The following is a 20,714-nucleotide window of genomic DNA, read 5'->3' as shown; positions in this document are numbered from 1 at the left end:
AGCGTAAGTAACTACGCATGAGCAATGCGAGCGATGTCGGGGCGACGAATGCGGATGGCGACTACGCCGTCCGCGTCGTCTCAAGCATCAGCGAATTCGGACGCGACGACTGGAACAGCCTCTCAGGCGCGTCAAAGGCTTCAGGATCGGCCTATAACCCGTTTGTTTCATTTGATTTTCTGAGCATCCTCGAGGAATCCGGCTGCGCCGTACGCAAGACCGGTTGGCAAGGCCACCATCTCCGGCTGGAAAAGGCCGACGGCAGCTTTCTCGGTGCCCTTGCCTGCTACGCCAAATCACACAGCCAGGGCGAATATGTCTTCGACCATGGCTGGGCCGACGCTTTCGAGCGCGCCGGCGGGCGATATTATCCCAAGCTCCAGGCTTCGATACCGTTCACGCCGGCGACCGGCCCTCGCCTTCTGGCTGTTCCCGGCAACACGGCAACCGTAACCAAGGCGGCGCTGGCAACGGCGCTGCGCAGTGTCGCCGAGGGCGTCGGGGTGTCGTCGGCACATGTCACCTTCGCCGAGCCGGACGAAGTCGACATCCTCGCCGACACCGGCTTCCTTCGCCGCACCGACCAGCAGTTCCATTTCTTCAACGAAGGCTTCGGCACCTATGACGACTTTCTCGCCACGCTGGCCTCGCGCAAGCGCAAGGCGCTGAAGAAGGAGCGGCGCGAGGCGCTGACCGAAGGCATTTCGATCGAACGACTGACCGGCAAGGACATCACCGAAGCGCACTGGGACGACTTCTTCGCCTTCTACATGGACACCGGCGGCCGCAAATGGGGTCGGCCTTACCTCAACCGGACATTCTTCTCGCTGATCGGCGAACGCATGGCCGACGACGTGCTGCTGGTCATGGCCAGGCGCGGCGGCCGCTACATCGCCGGCGCGATCAACTTCATCGGCTCCGACACGCTCTACGGCCGCAACTGGGGCTGTATCGAGGACCACCCCTTCCTGCATTTCGAGGTCTGCTATCACCAGGCCATCGACTTCGCCATAGAACGCAAGCTGCGCATCGTCGAGGCCGGCGCCCAAGGTGAACACAAGCTGGCGCGCGGCTATCGCCCCGTCACGACGCAGTCGGCGCATTACATCGTCCACCCCGGCCTTCGCCGCGCCGTCGCTGAATATCTCGAGCGCGAACGCCGGGAGGTCGCCCAGATCGGCGAGTATCTCGATGATCACGGGCCGTTCCGCCGCGGCTGAGGTTCAGTGGGCTATCGACTTCGAGAAGAGGTTGATCACGATGACGCCCGCCATGATCAGCCCGATGCCGAGAAGTGCCGGCAGGTCGAGCGTCTGGCGGAACCAGATCCAGGCAATCGCCGTGATGAAGACGATACCGGCACCGCACCACATCGCATAGACGATGCCGACCGGCACCTGGCGCAGCACAAGGGAAAGGAAATAGAAGGCGCAGGCATAGCCGGCCAGTGCTACGACGGATGGCCACAGCCGCGTGAAACCGTTGGTTTCCTTGAGGGCGGAGGTTGCAACGACCTCGAAGGCCACCGCCACGATCAGATAGATGTAGTTCAACTCAGCTCCTTGCAGCCTTCCGCGGCTTGACGTTCCGCCTGCCAGCGCCGAAACATCCACCACGAAATCGCAGCAAACGGGATAGGCCATGTCGAGCGCCGGTTACGATCCAAACAACATCTTCGCCAAGATCCTGCGCGGCGAGATCCCCTCGCATCGTGTCTACGAAGACGATGCCGTGGTGGCGTTCATGGATGTCATGCCGCAGAGCACCGGGCATACGCTCGTGGTGCCCAAGACGCCGTCGCGCAACCTTCTCGACGCCGAACCCGAGACATTCGGCCGGCTGTTCGCAGCAGTCCAGAAGGTGGCAAGGGCCGCCCAGCAAGCTTTCGACGCCGACGGCATCGTGATCTCGCAGTTCAACGAAGCTCCGGCCGGCCAGACGGTGTTCCATCTCCACGTCCACATCGTGCCTCGCTTCGAAGGCGTCGCACCCAAGGGTCACGCGGCGGTGATGGAAAAGCCTGAAGTGCTGGCGGCAAACGCAGAGAAGATCAGGGCTGCGCTGGCGGGAGCATAACAGACGCAGCGCGTTTCAGGCCAGCGAGAGCGCTGCCTCGGCGGCCGGCCTGTCGAATGCGCCGTAGTCTCAACCGCTACTTCAGAGCCCCTGCTCCAGATCACGCGATGGCTTCCACGGCAAGCCGGCCTTCAACAACCGTTGAGAGCTTCTCAGCCATCCCCCAGGCCAAAAACGCCACAAGAACGCCGGCCAACGCGTCGGCAAGATGATGGCCGCCGTCAACTGGGGAAGACAAATGACGGCAAGGTTCAGCGCCAACACAGGCCAGAACCAGATCCTGACCCTCCAGAAAGCAATCACGGTCAACACAGACAGCGTCCAGTGATAGGACGGGAACGCAATGAGCCCTTGGGGGTGGTCAAGTGAGATCAAGCGTGATGTGCCGGCGCGAATGTCAAAAAACGCCTGCTTGTATGCGAGATCGACATAGGCACGCCAATCGAAACCCAACGCAGCGTCGAATGTGATCAACCGGTCGTCGATCAGCGGCATGTCGTTGGAATCACCAGAACGCTGAGCACGGCCGCGGCCGCAGAGAATGCCAACAGCACAGCTGTTTCGGCACACAGGACCTGGAAGCGTTCGACCGGGCGCATTACGGCATAGAACCAGGATATGGACGCCAATCCGGATACCACGGCAACTACTTTGACCGCGCTGACAGGGTCAAAAACGAAGTCCGTCGCCCCTATCCACTGCGCATCGATCGCAATCAGCAAACCAACGAGCGCCATTTTGACGGACAGCAGGGCATCAGTCCGCTGCCTGAGTTCAGGCGCCGTCACGTCCAGTTCAGTCATTGTGGACCCCCCAACCCTTGGAGGATATTAGGCATCAGAAATTAAGCTGTCGCGAATGTACCGAGACACAGCGGAACCAGCGCTGTGGCTCTGGAATGCGGGCAATGTCCCAGCAGCTCAGGATGTCCACATCCCTACCAGCAGGATCACCTCGGCCGCAACGATGCCGACCAAAATCTTTCGCCCGAGGCAGATATAGGCAACGAACCCAGCGCAGGCGGCACCGATGCGGAGGGCAAGCGCGGTGTCGACAAGCGCTCCGCTTGGAAAGACGATCAGATTGCCGATGACCGCGGCGACGAGTGCGGTGGCGAGTGCGCGGACCAGGACAAGCAGGTCCGAGTCCTCCGACAGGCGGTCGCCGAGATAGACGCCAAGGAAGCGCCAGGCGTCGGTGGCGAGCCAGCCGCCGACGAGGATGAACAGGAACGGCCACCACCAGTTGTCGAAAGCGGCGAAGGTCATGCCGATGTCCTCCGCCACGCCCGCTTGTGGAAGGCAAATGCGATACCGCCGCCGATCAAGCCGGCGCCGAGCAGGTCGAAGCCGGGCACGACGAGGTGGAGAAGCGGGCCGAGAATGAGGCCGAGGATCATGGCAACGTGCCCTGCCCGCTCGCGCGCCGAGCCCCAGAGCGAGGTCAGGAAGTACATCGGCGTGAGCAGGAACAATGCCGCCGAGACGATAGGCGGCAGGCTGTCGGCGACGAGATAGACGATCGCCGTGACCACCATGTTGAAGAGCACGAGCGTCGAGCCGAGCCCGGCATAGTAGGTGGTGCGAAGCTCCCGCGGGATGCCGCGCAGCCGCTCCATCGCCAGCACCCAGGAGGTGACGGCGACGAAGTGCGACAGGACATAGAGCACCCAGCGCGGCGTCCTCGGCCCACGCAGCTCCGGCACCAATGCCACCACCATCGGGGTCAGACGTATCGATGACAACGCCACCGCAAAGGCCGCCGCCGGCAGCGAAGCGCCTGACAGAATGGCACCGATCAGCACCACCTTGGCCGGAAGAGCCCAGACCATGCCGACCATGAAGACGGTCTGCGCAAGCGTCAGCCCGGCCTCTTTGGCAAGCCCGGCAAAGCCGATAAAGGCGCTGGCGAGGATCAGGCCGGGGATCGAGAAGGCAGCGCGAACGCCGCGCAGATACCAGAGGCGGCGTGTCGACAGGCTCGGCGTTGGAGATGCGTGGTCAGCAGGCATTGAAACCGCGCATAGCATGACCTCCCTGCCAAGTCAGCGCTTCGATCCGCCTGGCGCAATCGACTGCACCTCGTGACCACCGATCCGACCGCGCCATATCGCGCCAACCAGCGAAAGAGACGGCATATTAACGGTTTACCTACCGCGAATGTGTAGATAGGCCTTTGGGTGGGAAGCGAGGAACAGCCAGGTCATGACAGGTGCATTGCTGCTGGTCCTGCAAGCGCTGATCTACTTCGTGACCATGGCCGCGGTTTTCCATTCACGGCACAGATTCGGCATCGGAATCTTTGTTTGCGTGCTTGGGGTCATGCACTTCCTCGAGACCTATCTTGCCGCCGTCTTCTTCGTTCAGCTGCCCTTTGGCCTGATATCCCCCGGCTCTACGGTGATGTTTTCCGGCAAGCTGCTGATGTTCCTTCTGCTCTACATCAAGGAGGATGCCGAGACAGTGCGCCAGCCGATCTACGGGCTTCTGATCGGCAACTGCCTGATGGTGGCGCTGGCCCTGATCCTGCGCCTCTACGGCGATGTCGCGGAAATGCCGGGTTATCAACCCGACCTGACGTTCCTTGACGACATGGGCGTACTGATGGTCTGGGGCACGGCCCTGCTGTTCCTCGACAGCATCGCCTTGATCCTGATCTACGAGAAGCTCGGACAGCGCATCGCCAACACCCTGTTCAAGCGCATTTTCCTCAGCGCCGCTCTGGTCCTCACCTTCGACCAGTTGATGTTCTTCCTTGGCCTGCATCTCGTGTCGGGTGTGCCGATCAGCGCGCTTTACGGCGGCTGGATCGCCAAGATGGCGGCAGCGGCCCTCTACAGCGCAATGCTCGTCATCTACCTCAGATATGTCGAGACACGTCCGGCACTGGCCGGCCCCGAGCCGCTGCTCAAGGTCTTCGACCGGCTGACGTTCCGCCATCGCTACGAGGACCTGCTGGAAAAGACCGGCAAGGACACGCTGACCGGCACCAGTGACCGTGGCCATTTCGAAGCGGTGGCACAGTCGCTGATCGACCGGCCACTGGCCGACCGCAAGCCGGTGAGCATGCTGATGATCGACATCGACCACTTCAAGAGCATCAACGACCAGTATGGCCATGTCACCGGTGACAAGGTGCTCAAGGACGTTGCACGCGCGCTGGACGGCGCTTTGCGCAGCGGCGACCGCCTGTTCCGTTATGGTGGCGAAGAGTTCGTCGCCATCTGCCAGGACTTGAACGCCGGCGACGCGACGATCCTCGCCGAGCGCCTGCGCGCTGCGGTAGCGAGCATGACCCTGGCTGAGCCCGGCCTGAGCACCACCGTCAGCATCGGGGTGACGACCGCCAGAAGCGGTCCAGTTTCGGTCGAGCAGATGATCAGGGATGCCGACACCTGGCTGTATCGTGCCAAACGGCTCGGCCGGAACCGCGTCGAGAGCCCCGTCATCGCCTGAAGCAAGCCGCCGGGCAGTTTCGATCAGCCAAAAAGGAAGCCCCGTTGCCGGGGCTTCCTTGTTTTTCCAATCAGCCCTTTCGAGGCAATTGGGGAACGAGGCTGCGCTTGCCGCCATCCTTGCCCTTCGGCTCGGACTTCGGCTTCGCCGACACGACCTTCTTGGCGACCGGCTTCTTGGCAGCAGCTTTCTTGGGCTTCGGACGATCGGCCGGATCTTCCTTCTTCGGCTTCACTGGCACTTCGTCGGCAACCGTCTCGAGTTTCAGGCCGGATTCGCCGGTTTCCTTCTTCTCGACGGTGACACGCACCGTGCCGCCCTTCTTGAGCTTGCCGAACAGCACCTCGTCGGCCAGCGGCTTCTTGATGTGCTCCTGGATGACGCGGCCGAGCGGACGCGCGCCCATGCGCTCGTCGTAGCCCTTCTCGGCCAGCCAAGCGATGGCATCCGGCGACAGGTCGAAGGTGACGCCCCGCTCGGAAAGCTGGGCTTCCAGCTGCATGACGAACTTCTGCACGACCTGATGCACCACCGGCACCGGCAGCGAGCCGAACGGGATGATGGCATCGAGGCGGTTGCGGAACTCGGGCGTGAACAGCCTGTTGATCGCCTCGACATCGTCGCCTTCGCGTTTTGTCGACCCGAAACCGATCGCCGCGCGCTGCGCGTCGGACGCGCCCGCATTGGTGGTCATGATCAGGATGACATTGCGGAAGTCGATCTGCTTGCCGTTGTGGTCGGTCAGCTTGCCGTGGTCCATGACCTGCAACAGGATGTTGAACAGATCGGGATGGGCCTTTTCCACTTCGTCGAGCAGCAACACGCAATGCGGATGCTGGTCGACGCCGTCGGTCAGAAGACCACCCTGGTCGAAGCCGACATAGCCGGGCGGCGCGCCGATCAGGCGGCTGACGGTATGGCGCTCCATATACTCCGACATGTCGAAGCGGATCAGCTCGACGCCGAGCGACAGAGCGAGTTGCTTTGCCACTTCGGTCTTGCCGACACCGGTCGGGCCCGAGAACAGGTAGGAGCCGATCGGCTTCTCCGGTTCGCGCAGGCCGGCACGTGCCAGCTTGATGGCCGAGGTAAGCGCGGTGATCGCCGTGTCCTGACCATAGACGACGCGCTGCAGCTCGACCTCGAGGCCGGCCAGCACCTTTTCGTCGTCGGCCGAGACGGTCTTCGGCGGAATACGCGCCATCGTGGCGATCGTCGCCTCGATCTCCTTGATGCCGATCGTCTTCTTGCGCTTGCCTTCCGGCAAAAGCATCTGCGACGCGCCCGTCTCGTCGATCACGTCGATCGCCTTGTCGGGCAGCTTGCGGTCGTTGATGTAGCGTGCCGAAAGCTCGACGGCCGCCTTGATCGCCTCGTTGGTGAACTTCACCTTGTGGAAGTCCTCATAATAGGGCTTGAGGCCCTTCATGATCTCGATGGCGTCGTCGACGGTCGGCTCGTTGACGTCGATCTTCTGGAAACGACGGACAAGCGCCCTGTCCTTCTCGAAGAACTGGCGGAACTCCTTGTAGGTGGTCGAGCCGATGCAGCGGATGGCGCCCGACGACAGCGCCGGCTTGAGCAGGTTGGAGGCATCCATCGCGCCGCCCGATGTCGCACCCGCACCGATGACTGTGTGGATCTCGTCGATGAACAGCACAGCGCCCGGATACTCCTCGAGCTCCTTGACCACCTGCTTCAGGCGTTCCTCGAAATCGCCGCGATAGCGCGTGCCGGCAAGCAGCGTGCCCATGTCGAGCGCGAAGATGGTGGCATCCTCGAGCACTTCGGGAACATCGCCCTCGACGATGCGCTTGGCGAGGCCCTCGGCGATCGCAGTCTTACCCACGCCGGGGTCGCCGACGTAGAGCGGATTGTTCTTAGAGCGGCGGCACAGCACCTGGATGGTGCGGTTGATCTCGGACTCGCGGCCGATCAGCGGATCGATCTTGCCGGCCCGCGCCTTGACGTTGAGATTGACGCAATAGGCCGTCAGCGCATCCTGCTGCTTCTTGCCCTTGCCTGTCTCTTCGTTTGCCTCATTGTTCGAGCTGCCCTGCTCCTCATCGGCGCCGCGCGGGCTGCGCGTTTCGGTGGCGCCGGGACGCTTGGCGATGCCGTGCGAGATGTAGTTGACCGCGTCGTAGCGGGTCATCTGCTGTTCCTGCAGGAAATAGGCGGCATGGCTCTCGCGCTCGGCGAAGATCGCAACGAGCACGTTGGCGCCGGACACTTCCTCGCGGCCGGACGACTGGACGTGGATGACGGCGCGCTGGATGACGCGCTGGAAACCGGCGGTCGGCTTCGAATCCTCGTCATAGCCGGTGACGAGATTGTCGAGCTCGGTGTCGATATAGGTCAGCACTGTCTGCTTGAGTTCGTCGAGATCGACGTTGCAGGCGCGCATGACCGCTGCTGCCTCATTGTCGTCGATGAGAGCGAGCAGCAGATGTTCGAGCGTCGCATATTCATGGTGACGCTCGTTGGCGAGCGTCAACGCCTGATGCAGCGCTTTTTCGAGGCCCTGGGAGAAAGCCGGCATTCAATACCTCACTTCTTCTCCATCACGCATTGCAGCGGATGCTGATTTTGTCTGGCGAAATCCATGACCTGGGACACCTTTGTCTCGGCCACTTCGAACGTGTAGATCCCGCATTCGCCGACGCCATGGTTGTGGACATGCAGCATGATGCGGGTAGCGGCCTCCCTGTCCTTCTGGAAGAAGCGTTCGAGCACATGCACGACGAACTCCATCGGGGTGTAGTCGTCGTTGAGGATGAGCACCCGGTAGAGGCTCGGCCGCTTGGTCTTGGTCTTCGTACGGGTAATGACTGCGGTGCCGCGGCCTGGGCCGTTGCCTCCCTCGTCACCGCTCTGCATCCGCGCCACGTCGAAGTTCGTGGCTTCCAAGCCGGTCGTCAATCTGGTCCTGCCCTTCATCAATTCCGACACTTCGTCATGTAGGTGTCATTAGGGGGATTTTAAGCCCTTCTGACGTGCTGACAATATGGTGACGGGGGCGGCATGGCCCGAATTGCCATAAACGTGAAGCACTTGTGCAAAAGAAAAACAAAAAACCCGGCTGCGCGGGCGCAACCGGGTCTTATCTGCCGGATCTTTCAATCCAGCCCCCTGAAATCGGGGATCAGTCGATCACTTCGCCTTGGCGACGAGCGACTCAAACGGCTTGTAGGCATCCTTGGCGAGTTCGGCATAAAGTTCGCCGAGCTTGGTCGCCTCAGCGACAAAACCTTCATAAGCCTGCTTGGCATAGTCGGTCTGGATTTCGACGGCCTTCTCGAGCGACTTGACGCCGAGCAGCTTCTCGAAGGTGGCAGCACCTGCCTCGAAGCTCTTCTTGGTGTAGTCGGTCGTCTCGGTGGCGATCGCCTGCGCGCCCTTGGAGAGCGAAGCGAAGCTCTTCAGGCCGGTGTCGACGAAGTCCTTGCCGTATTTGCTGAAATCTTCATAGGTCTGGGTCATCGCTGCATCCTTTCGGGTTCCGCGCGCTGCGCTATGTGATTGTGCGATGCAGCCTAGATATTGTGCAGCGCACAAAATGTCAACTGACCCCGCGTCATTCCATACCGCCCGAAGCGACGATCCCGTTCGGTAAAGTTAGACTAAAGCCCAAGCAAAAGTGTGAACGAGCCGGTTACCATAAACGGATTGGTAACGCTGTGACCCTACTGTGCATCGATACGGGGCAGGAACCTTTGCCGCCCCACATGCAACAATAATTCAAGGGTGTAACAGTGCGTCAAGCGTTGCCGGGTAAAGTGCTCAAGTCGGCCATCTCCATCAAATCGTTCATGGTTTTCACCCTCGCCGCAGCCATAGGGATGGCGTCGGTGGCTCCTGTTTCTGCAGCCAAGGCGACCAGGGACAGTCGCTACGCAGCGATCGTCGTCGATGCGAACACCGGTGAAACCCTTCACTCCTCGAGTGCCGATTCCCGGCGCTATCCGGCGTCGCTGACCAAGATGATGACGCTCTATCTGACCTTCGAGGCGCTTTCGAAGGGTCGAATCCAGAAAGATACCAAGGTCGTGTTTTCCAAGAACGCAGCCGCCGAGCCGCCGACCAAGATCGGCGTCAAGGCAGGCGGTTCGATCAGCGTCGAAGCAGCGATTCTCTCGCTCATCACGCGCTCGGCGAACGATGCCTCGACCGCGCTCGGCGAAATGATCGGCGGCTCGGAAGAAAACTTCGCCCGCATGATGACCGCCAAGGCACGCAGCCTAGGCATGAAGGGCACCGTGTTCCGCAATGCCAACGGCCTGCCCAACACCGCCCAGTTCACCACCGCACGCGACATGGCCAAGCTCGGCATCGCGTTGCGCGAGCATTTCCCGCAATATTACAGCTACTTCTCGACGCGCTCCTTCGCCTTCGGTCGCCAGCGTATCGCCAACCACAATCGCCTGCTCGGCCGCATCAAGGGCGTCGACGGCATCAAGACCGGCTACACCCGCGCCTCGGGCTTCAACCTGGTCTCGTCGGTGCAGGACGGCAACCGCCGCATCGTCGCCGTGGTTCTCGGCGGCACCAGCGGCGCCAGCCGTGACAACAAGATGGCTGAACTGATCAAGACCTACATGCCGCAGGCCTCGAAGCGCGGCGGTGGCGACCTGATCGCCAAGACCGATACGCCGATGCCGGCCGTCGCGGTCGCCAAGGCTCAGCTGCCCAAGCGCAATGCGCCGACGCCCGACATGCGCCCGGAAGCCGAGGAGATCGTCGTCGCCGACGCTTCCGCCGATGAGGCCGCCGAGAGCGACGAAGTTGTCGTGGCTGCTGCCGTGCCCGCTCCGAAGCCGGTCATCGCACGCACCACCGAGCCGAAGATCGCCATGGCTTCGACCGAACGTTTCGGCGGCAAGATTCCGTTCCAGATCCGCAAGGCCAAGGATCGCGCTCCCGCTGAGGGCGTCGAGCAGGCCTACGCAGAAGAGCGCGCTCCGGCCGTCCAGGCCCTCGACCAGATGAAAACCGCGTCAGTCCCGTCGGGCTGGGCGATCCAGGTCGCGTCGTCGCCGAGCGACGGCGAGGCGCGTGCCATCCTCGACAAGACGGCAAAGCAGGCTGGAGCAGCACTAGCCAAGGCTTCGCCCTTCACCGTGCCCTTCGAAAAGGGCGGCGTGACCTACTTCCGTGCCCGCTTTGCCGGCTTTGAATCCAAGGACTCCGCCTGGAATGCCTGCAACGCACTGAAGAAGAAGAAGATCGCCTGCTACGCCATCGCGCAGTAGGCGCCCCCAACCTCCTGGAAAGTTCTGTGTCGTAGGAGAGTCTAGTGATGATCGGAGAGAAGGACGTCCTTGGCTTCGTTGATCCTCGCCGCGAGGAAAGACGAGCCTCCGAGATCGGGATGCAGGCGCTGAATCAGTCGTCGATGCGCCTTGCGGACATCCGCCGCGGCGGCCCCCGCTTCAAGACCAAGGACCTTGTAGGCCTCCTCCTTAGTCATGGCGCCAGAACTTGGCGCAACACGCTGCCCGTCGTCTCGGTCAGGTTGCGCGTCTTCTCGCCAAACGGGAAAGCGGCCGTCAAGATAGGTCTCAAGTAGCTGTAGGCTTTCCGGATCGCCGGACAGTTCCTTGTAGAGTGCCTTGAGTTCAGTAAGGCCGAGTGAGGCGAGTGACTTGCCTTCCTGGTGGCCGGCCAGGACGAACCCCTGCAGGCCACCTGTGTCGTGATCAAGCTCCATTTCGAGCGCCGCGGTCCTTACGGTCGAACGCCGCCCCGGCGTTCGACTGGTAGAAGCCCCCCTCCTTCCGGCCGCATACCAGGCCAGGGCCGCGGAGATCAGGCCGCCGCCGACGGCTGCCCGACCCAACAGCAACAGAACCACGCCAACCAGCCCCAGCGCCAATGGCCCTGCCATCTTCAGCGCCCTGGCGAGCTGGGTCGCATCTGCGCGCAAGAAGATGGTGACGGCCAGCGTCGAAAATACCAGGACAGCGGCGAGGACGGCGAGAACTGTCATGGCGCCTTGCCGCTCCTCAAATGCTCGATCATCAGAATGTCCTCGGGACGGCCCCTCGCCTCCAGCGCCTTGATGCCGCCCGTGGCAAAGACGGCGACCGCGGACAAAAGCTTCGACAAGGTCGCCGCGGCCTTGCGGTCAAAGCGGAACCAGGCGCCCTTGCTGAGCCGCGCGATCTCCTTGAAGGCGCGCTCGGCGTCTGCGTCATGGCCTTCCTGGAAGACGAAGGCCGGAACGCCTAACAAGCCAAGTTTGCCGGCCTTTTCGGCCAGTTCGTCGATGTTCTCTTCCATCGCATCGCCGATGTAGACCAGCGCATCGACCTTGGCGGACGACGTCTCCTTGAGCGCATGCGCCAGCACCTTGCCGACCTGCGTCTGACCGCTGCGGCACTGGATGGACGTCATCAGCTGCTTGAGTGACGCCGTCTCGGCAACAAATTTGGACGCCCGGCATTCGCCAAGCCCGCGGAAATAGACAAGCTGCACGTTCAACCTGCCGGTGTTGCCGACGGCGTCGAACATCTGGCCCTGCAATTCACAGGCGAGATCCCAGGTCGGCTGCCGGCTCATCGTGGCGTCGAGCGCCAGCACCAGTCGACCATTGGCCTTGCCGGTGGCCAGCGCGCGCGCCTGGCGCACGAATGCGTCGATCGCCGCGGAATCCGAACGGCGCTCGACCGGCGGGTGATTGGCTGACGTAGCCGGAGGTTTGCTTTGGTCGCTCATCACCAAAGAAGATGTGGCGGCGCGCGATAGCTTGCAAGCCCGTCGTTGCGGGCTTCGGCACCCGAGTTAGAGTAGCCCGAGTTCGGCAAGTTCGAGCCGCAGCTTTGGCGGCATTTCGGCCAGCGCTGCATTGCCCTGGCCGAGATCGGCCGGCGCATCTACCGGCTTGAGGTAGCGCCAGCCCTGGAAGGCGCGGCGCGGCTGCCAGTCGGTGCGCACAACGGTCGGCTCGAGAATGAGATGGCAACGGCCAATGCCTTCTGCATCGGTGAAGGGCCGGATTTCCAGCAAGCGCTGGCGGCACTGAACGTTGCCCTTGATAACCCAGTAGAGCGAGCCACCCGACGTCAGTTCGGCACCGCGGGTCGGCACCATGCGCGTGGTGTGGAACTGCTCCACCGGCTCGCCATTGCGCCTGCGCTCGTCCAAGCGGAAGGCGATCCATTCCTCGAGATCCTCGACGCTGTCGCAGCCGACGCAGAGCTTTAGCATGTTCAGTGACATGGGCTGAAAACTAGCGTCTCCGTCAGACGCATTCAACGCCGCCAGTGGTTTTGCACAGGCTGGCCCGTTGGGCCAGCCCGTCGGACACCCTCAGCACTCGACGACGTTGACCGCGAGACCGCCAAGGCTGGTTTCCTTGTACTTCTCGCTCATGTCCATGCCGGTCTGGCGCATCGTCTCGATGGCGGCGTCGAGCGGCACGAAATGCTTGCCGTCGCCCTTGATGGCGAGCGAGGCCGCGGTGACCGCCTTGACCGCGCCGAGCGCGTTGCGCTCGATGCACGGCACCTGGACAAGGCCGCCGACGGGATCGCAGGTCATGCCGAGATGGTGTTCGAGCGCGATCTCGGCGGCGTTCTCGACCTGCTCGGGTGTACCGCCCATGACGGCGCACAGCCCGGCCGCCGCCATCGCCGACGCCGAGCCGACCTCGCCCTGGCAGCCGACCTCGGCGCCGGAAATGGAGGCGTTGGTCTTGATGATGCCGCCCACGGCGGCTGCAGTCAGCAGGAAGTCGCGGATGCTGTCCTTGTCCGCCTCGACATGGAAATGCAGCCAGTAGCGCAGGACGGCCGGCAGCGTGCCGGCAGCACCGTTGGTGGGCGCCGTGACGACACGGCCGCCGGCGGCATTCTCTTCGTTGACGGCCATGGCGTAGATCGACAGCCAGTCATTGGCAAGCAGCGGGTTGGGCCGGTTCTGGCTCCACTGCTCCTGCAGCTTGTCGTGCAGCTGGCGGGCGCGACGACGAACCTTGAGGCCGCCCGGCATGATACCGTCCTGCGACAGGCCACGGTCGATACAGCGGCTCATTGCGTCCCAGACGGCATCAAGACCGGCATCGAGATCAGCGCGCTGCATGTGGATTTCTTCATTGGCGCGCTTCATCTCGGCAATGGAGAGCCCGCTCCGCGACGCCATAGCCAGCATTTCGACGGCATTCGCAAACGGATAGGGCACACGCTTGCCCGCCGCCGGAGCCGCGGTCTTGGCCTTCATGCGCTGCAGCTCTTCCTCTGAAACGACGAAGCCGCCGCCGATGGAGTAATAGATGCGCTTGAGCAGCAGGCGGTCGCTCGCGTCATAAGCGTAAAACGCCATGCCGTTAGCGTGGCCGAGCAGTGGCGTCTTCTTGTCGAGCACAAGATCGATGCCCGGATCGAAGCGATAGGACGGATGGCCCTCCGGCGACACACGCTTGTCGCGCGAGATCTGCTCGACGATGCCGTCCGTCTGGTCCGGGTCGACGGTGACAGGGGTCAGCCCGTAGAGGCCGAGCATGACGGCGCGGTCGGTTCCGTGGCCGACGCCGGTATAGGCGAGCGAACCGTGCAGGCTGGCGCCGACGCGGTCGACCTTGGCGCCGGCCGGGCGCGGCCAGTCGCCGGTGAGGATCTCGTCAAGAAAACGCGCGGCCGCCGTCATCGGCCCCATCGTGTGCGAGCTCGACGGACCAATGCCGATCTTGAACAGGTCGAATACCGAAAGAAACAAATCTCACTCCCTGCGACGTCGGCGGCTCATGTCGCGTATACGATCATTCCGCCCTTTTCACGTCTGTGGCTAGGCGCGATCCGACGTGGTTTGCTCAGCGCGCGACATTTGAAAAAACCGCCTGACAACGCAAGGCCATATAGCAAAAAAGCGCGGCCCAGCCGCGCTTTTTGTATCCAATCCTGGCGATTTTCGATCAGCCGGCGGCCACGACAGCTGCCGTTTCGGCACCGCTCACCAGCCAGGCAATAAGAAGAAAACCTGCAAAGCCAATCACTGCCTTGGCCGTAAGGCCCCAGCAGGATTTCTGAACGCCGTCATCCATGATGTTTAGCAAGATCCTTGTGGTTCGGTCAGCGGGCGGTGGGTCCGCCTCAGCACGCGGCCGAGTTGCCTGCTGGATACGCCTTTGCGCGCGCCTTCGCAATTGCAAAAAATGGCCAAAGCATGGCGAAATCTGCATGGCAGCCATGCGGCCATCAATCCATTTTTAATCAAATCAGGCACTTATGCCGAATTCACGATTCACGCTTTCTAAACACCTGTGACACTGCCGTGGCAGGCAGATGATCTCGAAATAGGTGCGGCGCACATGCTAGCCTGCACTGGATGATCAACGATTCCGTTTCCATGACCGGCCCATTGGGCGCTCTCGACATCGCGGCACTGGCGTTCTTCCTCGCCGGCTGGGTATTTCATGCCCTTGGCGCCGAAGGCCATATTGTCACGCGCATGTCGCTGACGCGGGCGATGAACGCCCAACGTGCCGCCTGGATGGCGACGATGGCTCGGCGCGAGGTCAGGATCGTCGACACCTCGATCATGAACGGGCTGCAGCAAGGCACCGCCTTCTTCGCCTCCAGCTCGCTGATTGCCGTCGGCGGCTGCTTTGCCCTGCTTGGCGCCTCCGATCGCGTTCTGGCCATCTTGAGCGACGTGCCGCTTGCAGGCGCCACCGCACGGCCACTGTTCGAGATCAAGGTCATCGGCCTGATCGTCATCCTGGCCTATTCGTTCTTCAAGTTCGGCTGGGCCTACCGGCTGTTCAACTACTGCTCGATCCTGATCGGCGCCGTTCCCCAGCTCAGCCCCGGCAGCGAGCCCAACGCGGCGATCGACGTCGCAGTCATGCGGGCGACCCGGATGAACCAGCTGGCCGGCAAGCATTTCAACGCCGGCCTGCGCGGCGTGTTTTTCTCGATCGGCTATCTCGGCTGGTTCGTCGACGCGCGCGTCTTCTTCGTCACCACAGTGGTGCTGCTCGCGGTGCTGATCAGACGCCAGTTCTTTTCCGAGGCTCGCAAGGCGGTGCTGGTTCAGGATTTCGGGCCTGGAAACGGATCGTCGATTCGACCCGACAGCCAGTAGGCGAGAAGGCCGATCCATTCGCGCATCGCCATCGTCGTGTTCTGCAGCGAATCGGCGGGGTTGTCGGTGAACAGGCCGACGCCCTCTTCGCCCGATGTCCGGTAGTCGACAGGCCAGGCGGTGACATCGAAACCGGCCTTGGCAAACAGCGCCATCGAACGCGGCATGTGGAAGGCCGAGGTGACCAGCAGCCACGTCTCGCCAGGCTTTGGCGTCACCATCTCCTTGGAGAACAGCGCATTTTCGTAAGTGTTCCGCGAACGGTTTTCGAGAATCAGCCTGTCGCGCGCCACCCCGAGCGCTTCGAGCAGGCGCGGCGCCGTGTCGGCATCGCCTTCGCCTTCGAGTACCAGCGTTCCTGTGCCGCCTGAAATGACGACCTTCGCATCGGGATAGCGCCTGGCAAGGATCGCCGTCTCGACCATGCGGTCGCCACCGCTGTTGAGCTCATAGCCGCCCCGCACCAGATTGATCGCGCCCTCGAAGCCGCCACCGAGCACGATGATGCCGTCGACCCTGGCCGGCTGGGCTGGTCGCTGGAACCGCTCTTCCAACGGATTGAGCATCAGCGAGCCAAGCGAGGTCCAGGTCGCGAGGGCCAGAATCATCAGCGAGGCGAAAGTCGCAATGCGGAAGAGGCGCCGGCGCCCGAAGAAGCTGGCAACGAGCCCGGCCGCAAGCAGGAAGATTGCGAAATTGAGCGGCTGGGCGAAGAACCAGAAGATCTTGGAGAGATAGAAGAACAAACCGATATGCCGTCCGTAGTGGAATGGAGCCCCCTCCAATCCACTACTATGTCAGCCCGCAAAGTACGACCCCGGACTTGCTCGACTGGACAGCTGACACGTGCCCGGCTTCGGCTGATAGGCGCTATACGCCTACCACCATTTGTCCGGCTGGAAACGGCCAGCGGCCTGCTCGATGACATGAGCGGTCTGGAACAGCGTCTCTTCGTCAAACGGGCGCCCGATCAGTTGTAGGCCGAGCGGCAGGCCGTGGCCGTCGAGGCCGGCGGGGACGGCGATGCCAGGCAGGCCGGCCATGTTCACCGTCACCGTGAAGATGTCGTTGAGATACATCTTGACCGGATCTGCGGCCATGTCCTCGTCGGCGACGCCGAACGCGGCCGAAGGCGTTGCCGGCGTCAGGATGACATCGACGCCGGCGGCAAACGCCAGTTCGAAGTCGCGCTTGATCAGCGTGCGCACTTTCTGCGCCTGGAGGTAGTAGGCGTCGTAATAGCCGGCCGACAGCACATAGGTGCCGATCATGATGCGGCGCTTGACCTCGCGGCCGAAGCCGGCGGCGCGAGTGTTCTCGTACATCTCTATGATGTCCTTGCCCGGCACGCGCAGGCCGTAGCGGACGCCGTCATAGCGAGCGAGGTTCGACGACGCTTCGGCAGGCGCCACGATGTAATAGGCTGGCAGCGCGTATTTGGTATGCGGCAGCGAGATATCGACGATCTCGGCGCCGGCATCCCTGAGCCAGGCAATGCCCTTCTGCCAAAGTGCCTCGATGTCCTCGGGCATGCCGTCGACGCGGTATTCCTTGGGAATGCCGATCTTCATGCCCTTGACCGACTTGCCGATCGCCGCTTCGTAGTCCGGCACCGGCAAGTCGACCGAAGTGGTGTCCTTGGCATCGACGGAGGCCATCGACTTGAGCAGGATCGCAGCGTCGCGCACGTCGCGGGCGATCGGACCGGCCTGATCGAGCGACGAGGCGAAAGCAACGGTGCCCCAGCGCGAAACACGGCCATAGGTCGGCTTGATGCCGACAGTGCCGGTAAAGGCCGCCGGCTGGCGGATCGAGCCGCCCGTGTCGGTGGCCGTCGCACCGGCGCAGAGGAAGGCCGAAACGGCTGCCGCAGAGCCACCCGAGGAGCCGCCTGGCACAAGTTGCATGTTGTCATAGCTGCGCGCGGTCCTTGCGCCACCTGATGCAACGAAGCCGCCATCGCCTTGATGGGTTGTCGGCATCACCACCGTCTCGGTGCGCGACCGCCGCCACGGGTTGATCACTGGACCGTAATAGGAGGTCTCGTTGGACGAGCCCATGGCGAACTCGTCCATGTTGAGCTTGCCGAGCATGACAGCACCGTCGGCCCACAGATTGGCCGTCACCGTCGATTCGTAGCGCGGCTCGAAACCGTCCAGCACATGGCTGCAGGCCTGGGTATGCACGCCTTCGGTGGCGAACAGATCCTTGATGCCGAGCGGAATGCCCTCGAGCGCACCGCCGTCGCCCCTGGCGAGCCTGGCGTCGGACGCCTTGGCCATCTCGCGCGCCTTTTCAGGCGTGGTGGCGACATACGCGTTGAAGGTCGCGTTGGCCTGATCGATCGCCTTGACGTAGGCGTCGGTCAGCTCCGTGGCGGTGATCTCCTTGCCGCGCAGCTTCTCGCGCGCTTCGGCAATCGTCAGTCTGGTCAGGTCGGTCATGGCGAATTCACTTCGGGGTCACGCAGCCGAAAGCTGCTTTTGATGAGACGACGGACTGGCCGGCAGGGCCTATTCCACCACTTTCGGCACAAGGAAGAAATTCTCGTCGGTGGCAGGCGCGTTGGCGACGATGTCGGCCGCCTTGTTGCCGTCGGTGACGGCATCGACGCGCTTCTTCATCTCCATCGGCGTGACCGACGTCATTGGCTCGACGCCCGTGACGTCGACCTCGTTGAGTTGCTCGACGAAGCCGAGGATAGCGTTCAATTCGCCGGTCATGCGCTGGGCATCGTCCTCGCTCACTGCGATACGGGCGAGATGCGCGACGCGCTTGACGGTCTTGAGATCAACGGACATCGAAAAACTCCGGAAAGCCGGTAAATTTGGTCAGGTCGGGCTATAACGGCGCGGCGGGCGCGGTGCAACATCGATGATCATGCTCATGGCATGGCGACGCCATCGCACAGCACGTAGGTGCCGCCATTGTCGGTCTGGCCGCCCTCGGGATCGACCTGGCGCACTGAAACGAGCTCGAGTTGCGTCGGGCTGAGTTCGAGGATGGAGAGCGTGTCTGGGAACAGATGCCCGGGCTCCTGGCACACGGCGGTCACGACCCATGCAGGCGCCCGCGTCGCGCGCGTGACATTGAGGAACTCGCAATTGTACTCGACGCTTTCGAGACCGTTCGACGACAGGATCAGGCTGCCGGCGTCGATGACCGACTGCAGCGAATCCTTCTTCGCCTGGGCGCAGAGCTCCTCGGACTGGAGATAGACACCCTTGATGAAGTCGGCGGCATGGGCCGACGTGCCGAACACTGCCAGCGAGGACACCGAAAGAATGCGCAAGAACTTCATGTCAAACCCCACTTCGCGGCACAGCCGCCAGCTCAAATGTCGGTCGCCACGCCAACCCTGGGCAGCACGACCTCGATGCCTGAGCCTTCGAGACCGGCAACGAACTGTTCCGCCGTCTGGTCGATGATCGGGAAGCTGGCGAAGTGGCATGGCACCACCGTTTCGAACTTGAAGAATCGCCGGCAGGCAAGGGCCGCCACAGCACCGCCCATGGTGAAGCGGTCGCCGATCGGCACGAGGCCGATGACCGGTTCGTGCAGTTCGTTGATCAGCGCCATGTCGGAGAAGATGTCGGTATCGCCCATGTGATAAAGCGTGCGCTCCTCGGCGAAATGCAGCACCAGGCCGCCGGGATTGCCGAGATAGACGTTGCCGCCATTCGGCCCGCTGACCGACGACGAATGCAGCGCCGCAACGAAGGTGGTGGTGAAGCTGCCGCAATCGACGGTGCCGCCGATGTTGCCGGGATTGATCTGCTTGTCGCCGACACCCTGGCCGACGAGATACATGCAGATCTCGAAATTGGCGACGAGCATGGCGCCGGTCTTCTTCAGGATCGCTGCGGCATCGCCGATATGGTCGTCATGGCCGTGCGTCAAAAGCACATGGGTGACGCCCTCGGCGGCCTGCTCCCAGGACTGTCCCCATGACGGATTGCCGGTCAGGAACGGGTCGATCAGAATGGTAGCGCCAGCGACTTCAATCCGGAATGCCGAATGTCCATACCAGGTCAGCTTCATCGTTTCGGCACTCCTCGTCATTTCGCCGGCCAAAGGATAGAACGCACGACGCCCCTTTCAAAGAGGCCGATACGTAAATTCAAGGTGTTAGGACCTGCGCTGCCCGTCCGGGCGCACGCATCCGGCAATTCAAAGAGGAAAGCCGCTTGGCCATCGTTACGATTGAACAACTGCCCGGGCTGCTGGCCGGCGGAAAGACGCTAGCCGGGCTCGACCTCGGCGACAAGACGATCGGCGTTGCTGTCTCCGATCGCGGGCTCTCCTTCTCGCATCCGCGCCAAGTCATCATCCGCAAGAAATTCACGCTAGACGTGGCCGCCTTGCTTGCCATGCTGGCCAAGGAGAACACCGGTGCGATCGTCATCGGCCTGCCGATCAACATGGATGGCTCCGAGGGGCCACGCGCCCAGAAGTCGCGCGCCTTCGTGCGCAACGCAGCCAACCTGACCGACCTGCCGTTCCTGTTCTGGGATGAGCGGCTGTCGACGGTCGCCGCCGAACGCGCGCTGATCGAGATGGACGTCTCGCGCAAGAAGCGTGACGGCCGCATCGATTCGGCCGCCGCCGCCTTTATTCTGCAGGGTGTACTCGACCGGCTTCAGACACTCGACGCATCTCCGGCCGGGGATTAGAGCGCCAGCCACTCACCTTCTCGGCAATCAGCTTGCGACGGCGGAACGCCCAGATTCCCAAAAGGATGAATGTGTCGATGATGCAGGCCTTGCCGATCATCCACGGGATCTTGGCCGCTTCGACGCCGAGCAATTCGCCATAGAGGTCGAAGATCGCCAGGTTCAGGGCGCGGCTCAGGATCGGGTAACCGAAATGGAGGTCGTTGATCGACAGGAAGTACCAGCCCCAGAACAGGACCAGCGGCGCAGCCCAAACGGCGAAAATATAGCGCATCAGACGCTACCTCTGGCCGGCGGTCTGGCGGCTTCATCGCCCTGGAACTGGTTCGAAAGGACCGGCATCGGGATTCCTGCTTCTTTGCAAAAGACAGTGGGCCCTGCGCCTGCGACGCGCAACGTAAACCATTTGTTAAGGTTAATTTGGCCG

At 62.4% G+C, this 20,714-nt stretch carries 25 protein-coding genes; 6 read left to right on the top strand and 19 right to left on the bottom strand.

From position 1 onward, the window contains the following. Positions 1 to 17 precede the first annotated feature (17 nt). Positions 18 to 1,220, top strand: coding sequence for a GNAT family N-acetyltransferase (locus tag HNQ95_RS08770; RefSeq protein WP_182573871.1), 1,203 nt, complete (start codon positions 18 to 20; stop codon positions 1,218 to 1,220). 3 nt (positions 1,221 to 1,223) lie between these two features. Here the strand turns inward: HNQ95_RS08770 and HNQ95_RS08765 are convergent, their stop codons facing one another. Then, the gene (locus tag HNQ95_RS08765; protein WP_067966619.1) at positions 1,224 to 1,553 is read right to left on the bottom strand and encodes a DMT family transporter; all 330 of its coding nucleotides are present in this window, start codon (positions 1,551 to 1,553) and stop codon (positions 1,224 to 1,226) included. Between the two features lie 88 nt (positions 1,554 to 1,641). Here HNQ95_RS08765 and HNQ95_RS08760 point away from each other — a divergent pair, with 88 nt between their 5' ends. Beyond that, on the top strand, positions 1,642 to 2,076 hold the full coding sequence (locus HNQ95_RS08760) for an HIT family protein (RefSeq protein WP_067962427.1): 435 nt from the start codon (positions 1,642 to 1,644) through the stop codon (positions 2,074 to 2,076). A gap of 81 nt (positions 2,077 to 2,157) precedes the next feature. Here HNQ95_RS08760 and HNQ95_RS08755 read toward each other — a convergent pair whose 3' ends face one another. The 4 genes from HNQ95_RS08755 to HNQ95_RS08740 form a co-directional block, all read right to left on the bottom strand. Then, positions 2,158 to 2,571, bottom strand: coding sequence for a phosphatase PAP2 family protein (locus tag HNQ95_RS08755; protein WP_182573870.1), 414 nt, complete (start codon positions 2,569 to 2,571; stop codon positions 2,158 to 2,160). Next, positions 2,562 to 2,879: a hypothetical protein gene (locus HNQ95_RS08750; RefSeq protein ID WP_154386043.1), complete on the bottom strand. Its 318-nt coding sequence runs from the start codon at positions 2,877 to 2,879 to the stop codon at positions 2,562 to 2,564. The genes HNQ95_RS08755 and HNQ95_RS08750 overlap by 10 nt, the downstream gene beginning before the upstream one ends. Before the next feature lie 117 nt (positions 2,880 to 2,996). Continuing rightward, positions 2,997 to 3,344: an AzlD domain-containing protein gene (locus HNQ95_RS08745; protein WP_067966621.1), complete on the bottom strand. Its 348-nt coding sequence runs from the start codon at positions 3,342 to 3,344 to the stop codon at positions 2,997 to 2,999. After that, a complete protein-coding gene (locus HNQ95_RS08740; RefSeq protein ID WP_067962437.1) occupies positions 3,341 to 4,087 on the bottom strand; it encodes an AzlC family ABC transporter permease in 747 nt (248 codons plus the stop codon). Before HNQ95_RS08740 ends, HNQ95_RS08745 begins: the two co-directional genes overlap by 4 nt. Positions 4,088 to 4,280: 193 nt before the next feature. Between HNQ95_RS08740 and HNQ95_RS08735 the strand changes: the two genes are divergently transcribed. After that, positions 4,281 to 5,531, top strand: coding sequence for a GGDEF domain-containing protein (locus HNQ95_RS08735; protein ID WP_154386044.1), 1,251 nt, complete (start codon positions 4,281 to 4,283; stop codon positions 5,529 to 5,531). Positions 5,532 to 5,601: 70 nt separating this feature from the next. Here the strand turns inward: HNQ95_RS08735 and clpA are convergent, their stop codons facing one another. The 3 genes from clpA to HNQ95_RS08720 all read right to left on the bottom strand — a co-directional run bounded on the left by clpA (position 5,602) and on the right by HNQ95_RS08720 (position 9,014). Continuing rightward, positions 5,602 to 8,073, bottom strand: coding sequence for an ATP-dependent Clp protease ATP-binding subunit ClpA (gene clpA / locus HNQ95_RS08730; RefSeq protein WP_067962443.1), 2,472 nt, complete (start codon positions 8,071 to 8,073; stop codon positions 5,602 to 5,604). 8 nt (positions 8,074 to 8,081) lie between these two features. Beyond that, positions 8,082 to 8,411, bottom strand: coding sequence for an ATP-dependent Clp protease adapter ClpS (gene clpS, locus HNQ95_RS08725; RefSeq protein WP_067966623.1), 330 nt, complete (start codon positions 8,409 to 8,411; stop codon positions 8,082 to 8,084). A 273-nt stretch (positions 8,412 to 8,684) separates the two neighbouring features. Next, positions 8,685 to 9,014, bottom strand: a complete 330-nt coding sequence (locus HNQ95_RS08720) for a phasin family protein (RefSeq protein ID WP_067962446.1) — start codon at positions 9,012 to 9,014, stop codon at positions 8,685 to 8,687. A gap of 329 nt (positions 9,015 to 9,343) precedes the next feature. On the opposite strand from HNQ95_RS08720, the gene HNQ95_RS08715 reads away from it, so the two are divergent. Continuing rightward, entirely contained in the window at positions 9,344 to 10,783 is a 1,440-nt protein-coding gene (locus HNQ95_RS08715) for a D-alanyl-D-alanine carboxypeptidase (RefSeq protein WP_083948773.1), read from the top strand. A gap of 41 nt (positions 10,784 to 10,824) precedes the next feature. On the opposite strand, the gene HNQ95_RS08710 is transcribed toward HNQ95_RS08715, so the two are convergent. The 5 genes from HNQ95_RS08710 to HNQ95_RS33950 form a co-directional block, all read right to left on the bottom strand. Continuing rightward, complete coding sequence (locus HNQ95_RS08710) at positions 10,825 to 11,520, bottom strand: DnaJ domain-containing protein (RefSeq protein WP_067962454.1); 696 nt, start codon at positions 11,518 to 11,520, stop codon at positions 10,825 to 10,827. Next, positions 11,517 to 12,248 (bottom strand): hypothetical protein, encoded by a 732-nt coding sequence (locus HNQ95_RS08705; RefSeq protein WP_067962457.1) that lies wholly within the window; start codon positions 12,246 to 12,248, stop codon positions 11,517 to 11,519. Before HNQ95_RS08705 ends, HNQ95_RS08710 begins: the two co-directional genes overlap by 4 nt. A gap of 66 nt (positions 12,249 to 12,314) precedes the next feature. Continuing rightward, the gene (locus tag HNQ95_RS08700) at positions 12,315 to 12,752 is read right to left on the bottom strand and encodes a DUF1489 family protein (RefSeq protein WP_154386046.1); all 438 of its coding nucleotides are present in this window, start codon (positions 12,750 to 12,752) and stop codon (positions 12,315 to 12,317) included. Positions 12,753 to 12,842: 90 nt separating this feature from the next. Beyond that, entirely contained in the window at positions 12,843 to 14,246 is a 1,404-nt protein-coding gene (locus tag HNQ95_RS08695) for an L-serine ammonia-lyase (RefSeq protein WP_154386047.1), read from the bottom strand. Positions 14,247 to 14,442: 196 nt separating this feature from the next. Continuing rightward, the gene (locus tag HNQ95_RS33950) at positions 14,443 to 14,571 is read right to left on the bottom strand and encodes a hypothetical protein (RefSeq protein ID WP_256438414.1); all 129 of its coding nucleotides are present in this window, start codon (positions 14,569 to 14,571) and stop codon (positions 14,443 to 14,445) included. Between the two features lie 284 nt (positions 14,572 to 14,855). On the opposite strand from HNQ95_RS33950, the gene HNQ95_RS08690 reads away from it, so the two are divergent. Further along, positions 14,856 to 15,614, top strand: a complete 759-nt coding sequence (locus HNQ95_RS08690; protein ID WP_083948598.1) for a DUF599 domain-containing protein — start codon at positions 14,856 to 14,858, stop codon at positions 15,612 to 15,614. Here HNQ95_RS08690 and HNQ95_RS08685 read toward each other — a convergent pair. The 5 genes from HNQ95_RS08685 to HNQ95_RS08665 form a co-directional block, all read right to left on the bottom strand. Further along, on the bottom strand, positions 15,563 to 16,360 hold the full coding sequence (locus HNQ95_RS08685) for a YdcF family protein (protein WP_154386048.1): 798 nt from the start codon (positions 16,358 to 16,360) through the stop codon (positions 15,563 to 15,565). The genes HNQ95_RS08690 and HNQ95_RS08685 overlap by 52 nt on opposite strands. 132 nt (positions 16,361 to 16,492) lie before the next feature. Continuing rightward, the gene (locus tag HNQ95_RS08680) at positions 16,493 to 18,058 is read right to left on the bottom strand and encodes an amidase (RefSeq protein ID WP_182573869.1); all 1,566 of its coding nucleotides are present in this window, start codon (positions 18,056 to 18,058) and stop codon (positions 16,493 to 16,495) included. Between the two features lie 69 nt (positions 18,059 to 18,127). After that, complete coding sequence (gatC, locus tag HNQ95_RS08675) at positions 18,128 to 18,415, bottom strand: Asp-tRNA(Asn)/Glu-tRNA(Gln) amidotransferase subunit GatC (RefSeq protein WP_067962472.1); 288 nt, start codon at positions 18,413 to 18,415, stop codon at positions 18,128 to 18,130. A gap of 83 nt (positions 18,416 to 18,498) precedes the next feature. Continuing rightward, a complete protein-coding gene (locus tag HNQ95_RS08670; protein ID WP_182573868.1) occupies positions 18,499 to 18,915 on the bottom strand; it encodes a hypothetical protein in 417 nt (138 codons plus the stop codon). Positions 18,916 to 18,947: 32 nt separating this feature from the next. Beyond that, positions 18,948 to 19,655, bottom strand: a complete 708-nt coding sequence (locus HNQ95_RS08665) for a metal-dependent hydrolase (protein ID WP_182573867.1) — start codon at positions 19,653 to 19,655, stop codon at positions 18,948 to 18,950. Positions 19,656 to 19,801: 146 nt separating this feature from the next. Here HNQ95_RS08665 and ruvX point away from each other — a divergent pair, with 146 nt between their 5' ends. Beyond that, positions 19,802 to 20,287, top strand: coding sequence for a Holliday junction resolvase RuvX (gene ruvX / locus HNQ95_RS08660; RefSeq protein WP_067962477.1), 486 nt, complete (start codon positions 19,802 to 19,804; stop codon positions 20,285 to 20,287). On the opposite strand, the gene HNQ95_RS08655 is transcribed toward ruvX, so the two are convergent. After that, entirely contained in the window at positions 20,226 to 20,561 is a 336-nt protein-coding gene (locus HNQ95_RS08655; protein ID WP_182573866.1) for a DUF6105 family protein, read from the bottom strand. The two genes, ruvX and HNQ95_RS08655, sit on opposite strands and share 62 nt — an antisense overlap. Between the last annotated feature and the right edge of the window lie 153 nt (positions 20,562 to 20,714).

Origin of the sequence: Aminobacter ciceronei (assembly GCF_014138625.1) — a bacterium.
In the GTDB taxonomy this organism is placed as follows: Bacteria; Pseudomonadota; Alphaproteobacteria; order Rhizobiales; family Rhizobiaceae; genus Aminobacter; species Aminobacter ciceronei.
This window is presented reverse-complemented; position numbering and strand designations above follow the sequence as displayed.